This window comes from Rhizobium sp. CG5, from assembly GCF_023701945.1.
In the GTDB taxonomy this organism is placed as follows: domain Bacteria; phylum Pseudomonadota; class Alphaproteobacteria; order Rhizobiales; family Rhizobiaceae; genus Allorhizobium.
Genome location: NZ_JABAEF010000026.1, coordinates 21,557 through 37,396 on the forward strand (window position 1 = coordinate 21,557; position 15,840 = coordinate 37,396).

Consider the following 15,840-nt stretch of genomic DNA (forward strand, 5'->3'; position numbering starts at 1 on the left):
CGAAAAATGACCCAACCTATCGGTGACGCAACTCGCATCGGGCGCGCAAGCGGCGCCAAGGCACCTGAATTTCAGGAGCTTTACGATTTCGATGCGGCCGCGCTGACACTGACCAGCGCCGTGTTTCCATATGACAGCCTGATCCACCGCGCCCATGTGGTGATGCTGGCGACCCAGGAAATCCTGACCAGAGACGAGGCTGGCGCGATCCTCGACGGCCTGAAATCCGTCGACAGTCTCGCCGCATCGGATGCGTCGCTTCGCACCTATCTTCCTTACGAAGCCGCGCTGAAGCGCGAAATCGGCGCGGTTGCCGGCAAAATGCATATCGGCCGCAGCCGCAACGACCTGGCCAATGCCGGTAAGCGCATGTTCCTTCGCGACCAGCTCCTGCGCACACTGACGGCGGTCATCGACCTTCGCGAAGCCGTAGTGAACAAGGCGGCGGATCATCTCGATACCGTCATGGTGGTCTATACGCAGCGCAAGGAAGCGCAACCGATCACGCTTGGCCATTACCTCATGGCGATTTCGGAGAACCTCGGCAAGAACGTCGACCGCTACCGCGAGCTGTATCCGCGCATCAACCAGTGCCCGCTCGGAGCTGCCGCGACCGCCGGTACGGGCTGGCCTCTGGATCGTGAGCTCACCGCCTCTCTCCTCGGATTCCAGGGGTTGGTCGTGAACAGTATTGAAGGCGTCGCAGGCTGGGATCATGTCGCCGAATTCGCGTTTGACAATGCGATCTTCCTGGCTGGGCTGAGCCGTCTCGCTTCCGAGATCCAGCTCTGGAGCACGGACGAGTACCAGATGGCCGAGCTGGATTCGTCCTTCGCGGGCACGAGCAGCATAATGCCGCAGAAGAAAAATCCTGACTCTTTAGAGCGAAGCCGTAAGGCAGCCTTCGCCGCTATGGGACCGCTGGTCAGTATCCTGACCTCGCTCAACGGCATCGAGTATCAGTACAGCGCTGCCCGCGTGGAACTCGAGCCCCGCTCGATCGATGCGCTGATCGCCGCAACCCACGCCATGACCGGCGTGGTGCGGACCCTCCACCCCAACAAGGAACAGATGCTGCGCTACGCAGCCGAAAACTACGCGACCATGACGGACCTTACCGACATGCTTGTACGCAGGATCGGCATCGACTACCGCGAGGCTCACGAGATCGTCGCACGCGTGGTGATCACCGCGATCGATCGCGGCATCAAGGCCAACCGGATCGACCTCGCACTGGTCCAGGAAGCGGCGATCGCCCAGATCGGCCACGAGATCAAGGTGACGGCCGAGGATATCACCGATGCGCTCGATCCGGTGAAGAACGTCCATCGGCGTAAAGGCATCGGCATGCCGGCGCCTGAATCGGTCAAGAACGCCATCGATGATGCCCGCATATCGCTCAAGCGCGACCGCGCCTGGGTCGAGCAAGCACTCGAAGGCATGGCAAGGGCAGAGCGCGAGCTGGAAGCTTCGTCGCTAAGGATCACCGGCTGACCCGCACATTCGAAACGGTCGGAGGCCGCATCAACGGCCTCCGACGGAAATGCCGAAATACTCGCCTGAAACCAAAAAACAAAAAGTTGAAAGAGGGGTATAAAAATAATGACCGAAGGCAGAAACAGACATTTCAAACTGATCGCTCGAACTCTTGCGATCTGTGCAGTCGTGGCGGCTCCGGCACTTGCCCAGACCAAGGGCGGCGACCTAACGGCCGTCATGCGCGCCGATCCGAAAGGCCTCATTCCGGCATTCCCACATGGCGGTGACACCCGCATTGTGGCCGCGAAGATCTTCGAGGGGCTCGTCGATTTCACCACCAAGCTCGAACCCGTTCCGGCGCTTGCCAAGAGCTGGGAGATTTCGAGCGACGGAACTGTTTATACTTTCAGGCTGCAATCCGGCGTAAAATGGCATGACGGCGAGCCGTTCACCTCCGCCGACGTCGTATTCAGCCTGAAGGAAATGCTGCCGGCGACCAATGCAGCCGCCAAGCAGGCGCTGACGCAAGTCAAATCCATCGAAGCGCCGAACGACGAGACGGTGGTGATCACGCTCAACCGGCCGGTACCGTTCTTCCTGATTCAGTTCCCCGGCCAGCAGATGCCGATCATGCCCAAGCATATCTACCAGGGCACAGACTATGCGAACAATCCGGCCAATGCCAAACCGATCGGCACTGGCCCGTTCAAGATGGCGGTCTGGCAACGCGGATCCTTCGTACGCATCGTGCGCAACGAAGATTACTGGAACCGGGAGCTTCCCTATCTGAACTCCATCACGTTCCGCATCATGCCGGATGCCGCATCACGCGGCATCGCGCTGGAAACAGGCGACGTGCAGGTATCGAGCTCGCTGGAACTGTCGAGCGCCGACATGTCGCGCTTTAAGCGCACCGGCGAACTCGAGATGAACTCCGCGGGCTGGGAGTATTTCGCGGCGCAGTCCATGCTGCATATCAATATGCGCAGCGCACCTCTCGACGACGTCAACGTCCGCAAGGCGCTCTATCACGCCATCGACCGGAAATTCGTTCTCGATAACGTCTGGGAAGGCGTCGGAAAAATTTCGACCGGTCCCGTCAGCGCCACCACGAAATACTATACGCCGAAGGTCACCAGCTACGATTTCGACGTCAAGAAGGCCAATGCGCTTCTGGATCAAGCGGGTATGAAGACCGGATCGGACGGAATGCGCGTCGGCAAGGACGGCAATCCTGTAAAGATCAAGCTGCTGATCCTTCCCGGCGAGCCCTATGGTCGCCTGGCCGAATACGTCCGCGAGGCATGGCGCAAGATCGGCGTCCAGACCGATCTTCAAACCTCGGACCTGGCAAACTGGTACGACAAAATGGCGAACTGGAACTACGACATTTCTATCGCCGCGCTCGGCCAGTTCGCCGATCCCGGTATCGGCAGCCGCAGCTATTATCATTCGGCCAATATCACCAAGGGCGTGATGTTCTCCAACATGGGCGGATATTCCAACCCCGAGGTCGACAAGCTCTATGACGAGGCTGCGACCGAGATGGACCCGGCAAAGCGGGCAGATCTCTATGCAAAGATCCAGAGCAAGATCGTAGACGACGTACCCGCGATCTGGCTGCTCGACCTGGAGCGGTTCACCATATCGCACAAGAAGGTGCATAATCTGGTGATGGATGCCTTCGGTCCGTGGGGCTCCTGGAGCCAGACCTATATCGACAAGTGAGGCCAGATGGAAACGCTTGGCTATATCGTAAGGCGCTTGTTCAAGGCCGCAGTGCTGCTGTTGGGCGTCGTCTCTCTGAACTTCCTGCTCATCAGGGCCATTCCCGGCGATCCCGCAACAGTGATCGCCGGGGAAAGCGGAATGTCAGACCCGGCCTTTGTGGATGCCATCCGCCGGATCTACGGACTGGACCAGCCTTTGCTGGCCCAGCTCAAGACCTACATCCTCAACACGCTGTCGCTGGATCTCGGACATTCTTACCGGTTGCAGAGCGACGTGTTGACACTGATCATCGACCGGCTCCCGGCGACGCTTGCGCTGACGGGTTCGGCCTTCGTGCTGTCGCTGGTTGTCGGCGTCGGCCTCGGCATGCTGGCTGGCGCAAAACCCGACAGCAAGCTCGACATCGGCATACGTTTCTTGACGCTGGCTCTCTATTCGATCCCCGTATTCTGGATCGGGCTGATGCTGATCCTGGTCTTTTCTCTGCAGCTCCGATGGCTCCCGGCCTCCGGAACCGGTTTCGAGTACGGCGAGGTGCCAAGCGTGGGGAAGTTCCTCTCGCATCTCATGCTCCCGGCCGTCACGCTTTCACTGTTCTACATCGCGGTCTACGTCCGGCTGGCGCGTACCTCAATTATCGACGTCACCCATCTCGATTTCGTCCGCACGGCCCGATCCAAGGGGCTGACCGGCGGCCAGATCATGCGACGTCACGTCCTGCCGAACTCGATGCTGCCGATCCTGACTATGGCTTCGCTCCAGGCCGGCAATCTGGTCAGCGGATCCATTGCGGTCGAGACCATTTTCGCATGGCCGGGCATCGGGCGGCTTGGATACGAAGCCCTCGTGCAGCGTGATTACAACATGCTTCTCGGCGTCTTCCTGACATCTGCCACGATGGTCCTCCTTCTCAACCTGGTCGCGGACGTGCTCTACGCCGTTGTCGACCCTAGAATCGAGTTGGCAAAATGAGCGATATCTACATGAGCCTTCAACCGGCCCGGGTCGGGACCGCCCGGGACTGGCAGCTGATCATCGGCTGCGCCATCCTCTTCATCCTCGCGGGCGCAGCGATCGCCGCACCGATCCTCGCGCCCTTCGGCCCCTGGGAACTGGCCGGCCGTGCCTATCTGCCGCCCTTATCCGGTCCACATCTTCTGGGAACGGACACGCTCGGCCGCGATGTCCTCTCAGGCGTCATCTACGGCGCGCGGGTTTCGCTGATCGTCGGTATCGCCTCGACGGCGGCGGCGATCATGATCGGCACCATCGTCGGTGGGCTAGCCGGTTATTTCGGCGGCATCGTCGACGACTTGCTGATGCGCTTTACAGAATTCCTGCAGACCATGCCCGGCCTTGCCCTGGCGCTGGTTATGGTCGCGGTCCTCGGCCCGTCCATGTGGTCGGTGGTCCTGGCGATCTCGCTTGTCACCTGGGCGCCGGTCGCACGCCTGATCCGGGCGGAATTCTTCTCGCTGCGCGGACGGGAATTCATCATGGCCGCCACGGTCATCGGCGAAAGCCACTGGAAGATCATAACGTCGCACATGCTGCCGAACGCGCTCGCGCCGATCATCTCAGTCGGTTCGCTGAAGGTTGCGAGCGGCATCCTGACGGAATCGACCATCAGCTTCCTCGGGCTCGGCGACGTCAACCGGATTTCCTGGGGCATGATGATCGGGATGGCGCAGAGCAATCTCCGCGATGCCTGGTGGATGAGCGTCTTTCCGGGACTTGCCCTCTTCGCGACGGTGCTGGCGCTGACCCTGATCTCTGATAGTCTCGCGCGCCTCTTGGGCATGCGCAAACAAAGCATGTTGTGAGGTGATGATGCTCAAGATCGAAAAACTCAGCGTTGGCCTGCCAGCGGGCGCAGACCGCCCCTTCGCGGTCCGCAACGTATCCCTGACCATTCCCCTCGGCACCACGCTTTGCGTCGTCGGCGAGTCCGGCTCGGGAAAATCGGTCATCGGCCAGACAATTGCCGGCCTTCAGCCGCATGTCCTGCGCAGTGCGACAAGCGGCTCGGTCATCCTGAACGACAGGAACCTGACCGCACTGACGGAACGCGAATGGCAGACGGTGCGGGGCTGCGATGTAGGCATGGTATTCCAGGAGCCGATGACGGCGCTCAACCCGCTCATGCCTGTCGGAAAGCAGATTGCCGAGGTTTTCCGCTCGCACGGCATGTCCTGCAGCAAGGCGGAAGCGCGCGACCGGGTGCATCATCTCCTCGAACGGGTCGGAATTCACGATCCGAAACGCATCGCCAATTCCTACAGCTTCCGGATTTCCGGCGGCCAGCGCCAGCGCGTGATGATCGCCATGGCCGTGGCTATGAAGCCGAAAGTTCTGATCGCAGATGAGCCTACAACGGCACTCGATGTCACGACGCAGCGCCAGGTCCTCGATCTGCTCGGCGACCTACAGTCAGAGACTGGAATGGCGCTGGTTTTCGTTACCCATGATTTCGGCATCGTCGCCGACATTGCCGACGACGTCGCGGTCATGCAGCATGGAGAACTCGTCGAATACGGCAAGCGGGACGAGATCCTGACACGGCCGCAACAGGCCTATACGCGCAAGCTGCTCGACGCCGTACCAAGGCTCGACGCCTGTCGGCCGATTGCTGCCGAGCGGCAGGCTCCGGTCGTCGATATCATTGGCCTCAGCAAGCGATATACGATCTCCGACGGCTTCCTGCGTCAGCGGCGAATTCACGCCCTGGACGATATCTCGTTCAAGATCTGCAAGGGCGAGGTCGTGTCACTCGTCGGAGAGTCCGGATCGGGAAAGTCGACCATTGCCCGCTGCCTGACACGGCTGCAATCGATCGACGGCGGCGAAATCAGGCTGGACGGCGTCAACATAATGTCGCTGAAGGGCGATGCATTGAAGGTTGCCCGCCGCCGCATCCAGATCATTTTCCAAGACCCTTACGGATCACTTGATCCGAGACAGCGCGTCATTGATGCCGTCGCGGCCGGGCCGATCGCCCATGGCACGTCCAAAAAGCAGGCCCACGCAGAAGCGGCCGATCTGCTCGGTCTGGTGGGTCTGGGCAGAACGGCGCTCGACCGTTACCCGCACGAGTTTTCGGGCGGGCAGCGGCAAAGAATCGGGATTGCCCGCGCGCTGGCCCTGAAGCCGGATCTCCTTATCGCCGACGAGGCCGTGTCTGCGCTGGATGTCACCGTTCAGGCGCAGGTACTTGATCTGCTCGCCAGCCTGCGCGATCAGCTCGGCTTGACCATGCTGTTCATCACACATGACCTGCGCGTAGCTGGCAAGGTCAGCGATCGCATCATCGTGTTGAAGCAGGGCAAGATCGTCGAGGAGGATTACGCGCGCACCATGTTCTCCTCGCCGCGCGAGGACTATACCCGCACATTGCTGACGACGATCCCCGGTCTGGGCACGATCTTCAATGATTGTACCTGCGATCCTCTCGGCAACGTCACGGCAAGGCATTAAGATGGTGAACGCCGATCTCTCCACCGTCATGCAATCCTGGCGCAAGGAACTGCATCGATTTCCGGAACTCGGCTACCAGGAGTTCACAACCGCCGAATTTCTGCAAGCCAGATTGTCGGAATTTGGACTGGAATTTTTCAGCGGCATTGCAGGCACAGGCATTGTCGCTCGGCTGGCCGGCCAAGGTCTTTCGCCGGCGATCGGTCTGAGAGCCGATATGGATGCGCTCCCAATTCAGGAACATACCGGCCTGGATTATGCCTCAACCAACACGGGCGTGATGCACGCGTGCGGCCATGACGGCCACATGGCCATGCTCCTCGGCGCGGCGCTCGAGATTTCACGCATGCCCCGCCCTCCTGGTGACGTGTATTTCATCTTCCAGCCTGCGGAAGAAATCGGCGCGGGCGCCAGGCGCATGATCGAGGACGGTCTCTTCAAGATAGCGCCGGTCGAAAAGATCTTCGGTCTGCACAACTGGCCGGATCTGCCACAAGGGCTGTTTTCCGTCTGCAACGGCGCGCAGATGGCGTCCGTCGACTATTTCGACGTCACCATTTCCGGCAAGGGCTGCCACGCCGCCATGCCGCACTCGGGCAATGACAGTCTTCTCGCGGCAAGCCAGATCCACCAGATGCTGCAGAGCATTGCGTCCCGCAATCTCGATCCATTGGAGAGCGGCGTGGTTTCGGTTACCCAGATTCACGGTGGGGAGGCCTATAACGTCCTGCCGGAAACGACGGTCATGCGGGGATGCACGCGCAGCCTCGCGGTCGCGGTTGGCCGTAAGATCGAGGCGAGGATGGCGGAGATTTGCGTCGGGGTGGCCGGTTCGCTCGGCGTAACCGTGCAGCTGGACTATCGCCATGGCTATCCGGTGCTCGTCAATACGAACGCCGAGGTAACTGTAGCCAAATCGGCAGCAGCGGCTTCTTTCGGGGGCTCGATGATCGATCTTGCGCCAAGCCCCTCCATGGCGTCCGAAGATTTTGCCTTCATGCTCAACGAGTGCCCCGGCGCATATGCATTTCTAGGTGCGGGCGATGATACAAATAGCAGGCTTCATAGCCCGGCCTATCGTTTCAACGATTCCATCCTGCCGCTCGGTGCGGACTGGTGGGTGACGCTCGCCCACCAGAACCGTGGCTGATATTTTTTATAACGGTGTTGGAATCCCTCTTGCTCCTCCAGTCGCTATACGAATTACGCTGCTCTCCAGTGAAAAGGAGATCGTCATGAATCAGATTGATTCCCGGGGTTTGAGTTCTGGTCAACCGCATACTTTCCGCGTCGAAGGCATGGATTGCGCCAGCTGCGCCGCGACTATAACAAAAGCTGTCGGGCAGTTGCCGGGTGTGTTCGACCTGAAAGTTTCCATTGGACGTGAAACCATGTCACTGATGCTCGACGAACGGCAGACACCCGTGGATCGTCTTGAGGCCGTCGTCAAGAAACTGGGCTTCAGGCCCAAGATATTGAGTGCCCCCGCGTCTGCCGCCGCCGAAGAAACGGCGGGAGGCTGCGGATGCGGCCACGATCACGGGCATAGCCACGGACATGATCATAGCCATGACCATGCGGGGCATTCCCATGCTGGTCACGAACTTCGCGACACACCGGCGATAGCCCAGAAAGCGGGAGAACTCGCCTATCGGGTCGAGGGCATGGATTGCGCCAGCTGCGCGGCCACCATCACCTCGGCGATCGGCAAGATGCCCGGCGTTTCCGGCATCAATATTTCCGTCGCGCGCGAGCGCATGACGCTGACCCTCGATGAGTCCACAACGCCGCGGGATACGCTCGAAGGCGCGATCCGTAAGCTCGGTTTCCGGCCGAGGCTGCAGCTGGAAGCCGCGACCGCGACCGTCACGCAGATACGACCTGTAGAATCCGTCGCATCGCTGGAGCCGGCGAAGTCGAACTCGAGTGGGCTTTGGGGCCAATCCAAGGTTCGTCATGCGGCCATGGGTCTATTATTGATCGCGTTGTCTTTTGCCGTCGGGCATTTCTATCCCGATTATGGCCGATATGCCTTCATGGCCACGACGCTTGTCACGCTATTCCCTATCGCCCGGCGGGCGTTCGTGGCGTTGCGGTTCGGCGTACCGTTCACGATCCAGATGCTGCTTACGCTAGCCGCCCTCGGCGCGCTCTTCATAGACGAGGGCGAAGAAGCCGCAATCGTCGTGCTGTTCTTCTCAATCGGGGAAGTGCTCGAAGGTCTTGCCGCCGCACGTGCCCGTTCTGGCATCAAGGCGCTCGGCTCCCTCATTCCGCGCGTGGCCACCGTCGAAGAAAATGGTCATCTCCGCGATATCGCTGCCGAAAGCCTACAGATCGGACAGACCATATTGTGCCGTCCAGGCGAACGCATCCCGGCCGATGGCGTGGTCATTTCGGGTTCGTCGAGCGTCGATGAATCCCCTATGACAGGCGAAAGCATCCCCGTTCCGAAAGAACCCGACAGCCGCGTCTTCGCCGGCTCCATCAATCACGATGCTCCCCTGCGCGTCCGTGTGGACCGGTCTGCAAACGACAATACGATCGCACGGATCATTGCACTGGTTGAAGAGGCTCAGGATTCCAAGGCGCCCACCGAACGCTTCATCGACTCTTTCTCCCGCATCTACATGCCGGCCATCGTCCTCATCGCGACCCTCGTCGCCGTCGTGCCGCCGCTTGTCGGCCTCGGCGATTGGGAAACCTGGATCTACCGAGCTCTTGCACTCCTTCTGATTGGTTGCCCCTGTGCGCTCGTCATCTCGGTTCCGGCTGCAATCGCTGCAAGCCTTGCCACCGGCACCAAGCGCGGCATGCTCATCAAGGGCGGCGCTGTCATCGAAGCTCTGGCGAAGGCGCAAGTCGTGGCCTTCGACAAGACAGGTACCCTCACCCAGGGCAAGCCGCAGGTAACCGAGGTTATCGCCGCCAGTGGAGACGGCCAGGCGCTTCTCACCGTAGCAAATGCGATGGAACGGGAATCCAGCCATCCGCTCGCGGAAGCGATTTGCCGTCACGCATCTGAAAAAGGCGTCGGCCAGCGCGTGGCTGCCAATGTCCGCAACGTTGCCGGACGCGGAATGGAGGGCATTGTCGACGGCCGTTCCGTCTTCATCGGTGCGCCACGCTTCATCGACAGCTATGGCAAGCTCTCAGCGGCCCAATCCGAGGCCATTCAGAGGCTGGAAGGCGAAGGCAATACGATTGCGGTGGTGATTGTCGATGGAGAGGCTCTCGGCCTGATCGCCATGCGCGACGAGCCGCGAAGCGATGCGCTGGAGGGTGTCAGGGCGTTGACCGAGCTCGGCATCGAATGCGTGATGCTGACTGGCGACAACAAGGCTACCGGCAATGCCATCGGTAAGAAACTTGGTGTCACAGTTCATGCCGAACTCCTGCCAGAGGATAAGGTGCAGCAGGTCGCGAAGATGACAGCGTCACGCACAGTCGTGATGGTCGGAGATGGCATTAACGATGCGCCGGCACTGGCAATGGCCAATGTGGGCATCGCGATCGGATCGGGCACGGACGTGGCCATGGAAGCCGCCGACGCCGCCCTGATGCGCAACAAGATCACCGACATCGCCGGCATGGTTCGGCTGTCGCGCGCGACCATGCGCAATATCCGCCAGAATGTCCTCATCGCGCTCGGCCTGAAGGTGATCTTCTTGGTGACCACGGTCACTGGTATTTCTGGCCTCTGGATCGCCGTCTTCGCAGATACTGGCGCGACGGTGCTGGTGACGCTGAATGCCATGCGCCTCCTGCGCTTCAAAGATGACGCTAAATCCTGATGGAGGGAAATCCGATGACCGGTACAAGGACATCCGTAAAGCCTGAACGCTTCAAGCTCACAGACAACCAGTTCGTGCATATCGAACGCAGAGACGACGATGGCTGGGTGATAGCATTCAGCGACCGTAACGGAACCACTCTGCCCACGCCCGGTGCTTTCTCGGTCGAGGCGTCGAGCAGCGACCATGTCGTCAGAACGCTGAAGCTTGCCCCCGGCGAAAGACCGGATACCACCAATGCCAGCGGCTGGGTGGAGTTCGCCACCCATGCCCGCATCGCGCTGGAAACGGAAAACGGTCTTCTGCTACGGCAGTTTCGGCTATCCGGAACCTCGGAGGTTGCCGCCGACAGAGGTCCGCTTGGGGGAGAAGCGGTCGACATGGGCCATGGCGCTTCGGTTGAGCTTTTGCGTCAAAGCACTGACCACTGGTCGATCGTCTTCTACGAGGATGGCGTCGAAACAGCCACACCCGAGGCATCGCTGATCACCGTCGAAATCATCGATGACAAAGGCGACGTTCAGGTCTTCCCAACCAGAGACGGAGAAAACCCGACGGTTCTGGTGACGGACATTTCATGCATCGTGCCGGCTCGCGTTCGCATCGCATGGTCGCATGGCGACCATGCGCATCGCCGCGAATTCGACCTGGCGCGAACCTGAACTTTCAAAATATGGCAATACCCGCAGAAACCATGTTTTGCATAGTCATGTTTTCTGCCTACGCCTCCTGTAAGGAAAAGAATAATGCAGACTCTCCTTCAACTGTAGCAGCACTCCACAGACGGTATCTCCACCGCGGCATTATCTATCGTTCGCAGGACGAGGCGAGCTGGTTTCTACGATCGGAGGGAATCTCTGGACGCCTTAGCATGCGGACAAAAAGCCAAGGCAATTGTCGCAGTGCTCGAAGCGCGCCTGGGTGTGAAGGCCACGCACACCATTTATAAAGGCGGGCCGATTCTGAAGTCCGTCATCGACACCATCTACAGCGAGGGCCGTGGTCGGGCAATTCACGGAACAAGTGACAATATTGGCCACGATTGGACCACGACTCGAAGTCATGCGGGGGCTCTCGCGCGATTGGCTCGATTCGCTTCGCTGCATTGGGCTGGGGTGAACCCCGGAGCTAATGATGATCCATCGCTCATCAAGAGTTAAAGATGATCAATTTTGGCCGACGTTGGATTGAGTGCACAGTTTTCATGAGCCAACTGGCGGCCTCCCAATGCGGGGTCAATGACATTCATGTCGCGCGAAGCCGCCGGCAGCTTTCAGGAAGGCGCGACGTGGCCATCTATGACCGGCATGGAGGGGCTAAGCGGTCATTTGCAGCGTGCCCGACAGCGTGAGTCCGATCAAATAGCCGAAGGTCCGCTACCGAGACTAAGGAGGTCCGTCATAACAGCCCGAATTTGCGGCCATAGAAATTCATCGTTTGGACTGCCTTCTCCCATAGCAAGAACAGCATGCAGCTTTGCGGCCGCACCGGCAACCGAGTGAGCCGGTTTAGAAAACAGGTCATTCAATCGTTCGCCCCACATCACAAACGCGTCTTCCTCCGCTTGCTTGGCGCGGCTGTATCCCATCCGCTCGTCCAGTGCGTCCCAAGCGGCTCGCCGCTCTGAAAAAACCGCCTTCGCCTGTACCTTTGCTTCTAAGTTTTCCGGCGCATCGCCAAACCGGCGGTCGATCTCCTCCATTGTGAAAGCCGCGACCACGCTTTTCTGATCGGGCATGGCAATGTCAACATGGGGAAACCCGACAGCAGCGATCAACGCGGAGGAGCGAACCCCGGCGGTCTGAATGACCTCGGTTCGGATCTCTTCGTTGTCGTGCCAACTGGCAGAGCTGAGAATCCGATAACCCGCAGCAATTGGGGCGGCGTTGGCGTGCAGCCTGACGTTCACGCTACGCCTGAAGCCACTCAGGAAACTGCCATGGCCTTGGCGATTGGCGAGATAACCGCGATCAAATGAGGACACCGTGTTATCGCGGGATCCTGAATTTCGTGTGCTGCAGAAGTCAGCTATAAGATGCGAGCAGACCGTCTGAGAACTACTGGTCAAACTTGTAGCCCTGGCAATCGCGTTTTCGAGAAAGGCGCCGTTGTCTATGGGCAATGGCGCGAAAGCTTGGCACGGCCAACGGCAACATGGTCGCCGCCAAATAGACGGCGGCACTGATTGTGAAAGCAGCAGGCAGGCCGAAGCAGACGATCAGAGCGCCTCCGACGAGGCTGCCGAAGGGGATGAGCATCCAGGCAAGTGCGCCAATCAGTGAATTAACCCGACCGACCAGCGCCGGCGGGATGCGCTCGAAGGTGACGGCGGAAATGATGGGGTTGATGAAGCCCGAGGCGAAGCCCGCAGTGGCGAGCACTGCGAAAATAGCGACGAACGGCACTTCGGCGACGAAGACGAGATAGCGTGGGGCGCCGCAGATGATAAAGGCTGTCGCATAGACGAGCAGACGTGGCAGACGCGGGGCGAGCCATGTAGCGAAGCCGGAGCCGAGGATAGCGGCTGCCGAGAAGGTGGCGAGCAAAGCGCCAAGCAGGGTAGCGTCCCCGACGAGAGTGACCCAGACCGGCAGCAGTACGGCGATATAGGCTTGGTCGAACAGATTGGTGATGGCAACCATGATGACGATGCCGACCAGCACTGGATCCGTGCCGAAATAGAGCCAGCCTTCGCGCAGTTCGGCGAAGTAGGCAGGTTTGGCCTCGGAGGTTGCAGGGGTGGTGCCCGGAAGGTCAAGACCGATCGCGACCATGATGGCGGCAATGGCGCAAGCGAACACAGTGAGGACAAGGGCCGGCGCAGCGCCAAAAATTGCAACCAGCGCCCCGGCCGCGGCGCCGCCGAGGGCGCCGGCCAGACGGTCTATGGTGCCCATGATGCCTGTCACACGCTCCAGCGGGACATCAGAAAATGCGGCGACTGCCGGCACCATCGATTGCTTGGCCGCATCGGCTGGGCCGCGCAGGGTGCCGAACAGAACGACCACCGGCAGCAAGGTTGCGAAGTGGAGCCCGCCGCTAAAATGTAGCAGCGGCACCAAAGCGATGGCGAACATCGAGGCGAGATCGCTGGCGATGGCGATGCGACGGGTGCCGAGCCGGTCGATCAATGGGCCGCACAATGCCTTCGCGAGGACGTACGGCAACATTTCGGCAAAGCCGATAAGACCTGTAAGCAGCGGATCGCTGGTTGTGGTGAGCACCAGCCAAGGGATGGCGATCATCGACAGGCGCGTACCGAGTAGCGAAACGACATCGGCAAGTGCCAGTGCAATGACAGGGTGGCTGCTCATGGTTGAGCGCCTTCGACCCCGGGCTCGGCTTCTGGATAGGGGAAGGCGTAAAGCACATATGCCATCGGCATCGTACCGGGTGTGAGGGCCGTACCGGACGGCGGGCTTGCCGCCTGGGCCTCCATGAGCAGGTCGAAGATGCGCTGGGTGAGTGCTTCGGCAGCGGCAGCGGTCAATGGGATGATAAAATCGCTGTTCGTCGAGGCCTTGCGCCAAGGAACGGGCAGGTCGCGATAGGCCTCCTGGGCGCGCTGCATCATGTGCGCATGGGCCGATAGCACGGCCTGACTGAAGGCGAGGCCGGCTTCGAGGTCGCTGCCCTTGAGCTCGGCGGTTTCGTAAACCGTGGACTCATGGACGGCGCGCCACCATCGCTCACGGGCATTTCCGAGCTCGGGGGCGGGCTCGATGAAGCCATGTGTCGCGAGTTGACGGAGATGATAGCTGGTTGCGCCGGAATTGTGCCCGAAGCGGCGTGCCAGTTCGGTGGCAGTGGACGGACCCGAAATACGCAGGCTGGCCAGGATGCGTAGCCGGTCAGCATGAGCCAGCGCCTTGAGGGCGGGAATTCCAGGGATGATGCGGGGGACGTCACGACGCTTTGCCATGGCCACACATTATAATCACAAACAACTCTTTGCAAATATTTATTTGCAATTGCAACTTGCTGAGCCCATTTGCTGCTCCTGGCGTACCGTGCTGCAGAATGTGGCTGACGCGGATATTGACTGCAATGGCCACGGCAGCTTTCGGGGATTTGGTAGTTCATCTCTACTGGTCGACTTGGGGGGTCGACGCCGCCGCGCCCTTGTCGCAAAAATCCCGAACTTTGGTCGATATGTTAGCCGGACTTTTGCAGCGCTGTAAAATTAGGGATTCTGCGACAAATCTATCAGCGGAAAGGCGCTCAAGGCGCCTGGTATGGTGACCGGGGCTGCCGGATGCAGATACGACCGGCTTAACTCCCCAATGGCTGAGACACCGAGCAAACCCATAGAACGAAGCATTTCGTCTTCCAGCAGCTCAAGCATGCGAATAATTGCCGCCTTGCCTCCCGCAGCGAGGGCGTAGCACTGCATGCGGCCAAGGCCTACGAGGTCCGCACCTGTTGCGAGGGCTTTTATGATGTCCGACCCCCGACAGAAACCTCCATCGACCATCACCTTTGCTCGGCCGGCTACCGCATCAATGATTTCGGGCAAGGCATCCATTGTTCCGCGGCCATGGTCGAGCTGACGGCCACCATGGTTCGAAACATAAATCCAATCCACGCCATGATCGACCGCAATGCGAGCGTCTTCGGTCGTAGTAATCCCCTTGAGCACGAGCGGAATGGCGTAGGTGTCCTTGATCAATTTGACGGTTCGCCAATCAAGGCCGGCCTGATGGGCCTGACCAGGCTGCTTTCCTAATCCAGCTATCCGATAGCGGTTGGCAATGTCACGATCGCGGCGAGCGAGAACCGCGCTATCGACAGTCAGGTAGATTGCGGCACAGCCACACGCAAGCGCACGACCAATGTATTCATGCACGAAGGCATCGTCGCCTCTGACGTAGAGTTGCGCCATTCGTAACGCTGAGGGGGCCGCCTTGGCGACGGTCTCAAGCGGCGTGCAGCCTGAGCTGAGCATGTGGCCTATGTCGAAAGCTTGAGCGGCTGTTGCAACAGTTGCGCCTCCGCCAGAGCCAAATAGGTCCAATGGGCCGGTAGGTGCGAGAAATACCGGCAGTCGCAGCTTGCGCCCGAAATGCTCCACGGAAAGGTCGACGGTGCTGACGTCGCGTAACACGCGCGGTTTGAAGGCGATGGAATCAATAGCTAGACGGTTGCGTTTGAGCGTTGTTTCCGTTTCCGCGCCACCTATGAGGCTATCCCATTTTTCTTTCGGCAGAACCTGATGAGCTTTTCCAACGATCTCGTGCAAGCTCTCGAATTCGCTTGACGTGGAAGCAGCACCTACAACTTCATCTCCTGCACTCATCGCGCCTCCTCGGCGGTGGATTTCGCAATTATCCCGACAGTTGCTCGATTTTTATAGCTGAATTTT

Annotated in this window: 12 protein-coding genes; 8 read left to right on the top strand and 4 right to left on the bottom strand. The window is 59.8% G+C overall.

Annotated elements, in window-relative coordinates; genetic code table 11:
• The first annotated feature begins 6 nt into the window (after positions 1–6).
• The 8 genes from argH (at position 7) to HGO38_RS27995 (ending at position 11,140) form a co-directional block, all read left to right on the top strand.
• Entirely contained in the window at positions 7–1,494 is a 1,488-nt protein-coding gene (argH, locus tag HGO38_RS27960) for an argininosuccinate lyase (RefSeq protein ID WP_250959092.1), read from the top strand.
• Positions 1,495–1,602: 108 nt separating this feature from the next.
• Positions 1,603–3,207: an ABC transporter substrate-binding protein gene (locus HGO38_RS27965; protein ID WP_250959093.1), complete on the top strand. Its 1,605-nt coding sequence runs from the start codon at positions 1,603–1,605 to the stop codon at positions 3,205–3,207.
• Between the two features lie 6 nt (positions 3,208–3,213).
• Entirely contained in the window at positions 3,214–4,182 is a 969-nt protein-coding gene (locus tag HGO38_RS27970) for an ABC transporter permease (protein WP_250959094.1), read from the top strand.
• A gap of 11 nt (positions 4,183–4,193) precedes the next feature.
• Complete coding sequence (locus HGO38_RS27975; protein WP_502941656.1) at positions 4,194–5,033, top strand: ABC transporter permease; 840 nt, start codon at positions 4,194–4,196, stop codon at positions 5,031–5,033.
• Between the two features lie 7 nt (positions 5,034–5,040).
• The gene (locus tag HGO38_RS27980; protein WP_250959096.1) at positions 5,041–6,684 is read left to right on the top strand and encodes a dipeptide ABC transporter ATP-binding protein; all 1,644 of its coding nucleotides are present in this window, start codon (positions 5,041–5,043) and stop codon (positions 6,682–6,684) included.
• A 1-nt stretch (position 6,685) separates the two neighbouring features.
• Positions 6,686–7,834, top strand: a complete 1,149-nt coding sequence (locus HGO38_RS27985; RefSeq protein ID WP_250959097.1) for a M20 aminoacylase family protein — start codon at positions 6,686–6,688, stop codon at positions 7,832–7,834.
• An 85-nt stretch (positions 7,835–7,919) separates the two neighbouring features.
• Positions 7,920–10,478 (top strand): heavy metal translocating P-type ATPase, encoded by a 2,559-nt coding sequence (locus HGO38_RS27990; protein ID WP_250959098.1) that lies wholly within the window; start codon positions 7,920–7,922, stop codon positions 10,476–10,478.
• A gap of 14 nt (positions 10,479–10,492) precedes the next feature.
• Positions 10,493–11,140 (top strand): hypothetical protein, encoded by a 648-nt coding sequence (locus tag HGO38_RS27995; RefSeq protein ID WP_250959099.1) that lies wholly within the window; start codon positions 10,493–10,495, stop codon positions 11,138–11,140.
• 695 nt (positions 11,141–11,835) lie between these two features.
• Here the strand turns inward: HGO38_RS27995 and HGO38_RS28000 are convergent.
• The 4 genes from HGO38_RS28000 to HGO38_RS28015 all read right to left on the bottom strand — a co-directional run bounded on the left by HGO38_RS28000 (position 11,836) and on the right by HGO38_RS28015 (position 15,774).
• Positions 11,836–12,462 (bottom strand): hypothetical protein, encoded by a 627-nt coding sequence (locus HGO38_RS28000; protein WP_250959100.1) that lies wholly within the window; start codon positions 12,460–12,462, stop codon positions 11,836–11,838.
• A 73-nt stretch (positions 12,463–12,535) separates the two neighbouring features.
• The gene (locus tag HGO38_RS28005; RefSeq protein ID WP_250959101.1) at positions 12,536–13,792 is read right to left on the bottom strand and encodes an MFS transporter; all 1,257 of its coding nucleotides are present in this window, start codon (positions 13,790–13,792) and stop codon (positions 12,536–12,538) included.
• Positions 13,789–14,400, bottom strand: coding sequence for an ArsR/SmtB family transcription factor (locus HGO38_RS28010; protein WP_250959102.1), 612 nt, complete (start codon positions 14,398–14,400; stop codon positions 13,789–13,791). Before HGO38_RS28010 ends, HGO38_RS28005 begins: the two co-directional genes overlap by 4 nt.
• A 261-nt stretch (positions 14,401–14,661) precedes the next feature.
• On the bottom strand, positions 14,662–15,774 hold the full coding sequence (locus tag HGO38_RS28015) for an alpha-hydroxy acid oxidase (RefSeq protein WP_250959103.1): 1,113 nt from the start codon (positions 15,772–15,774) through the stop codon (positions 14,662–14,664).
• Between the last annotated feature and the right edge of the window lie 66 nt (positions 15,775–15,840).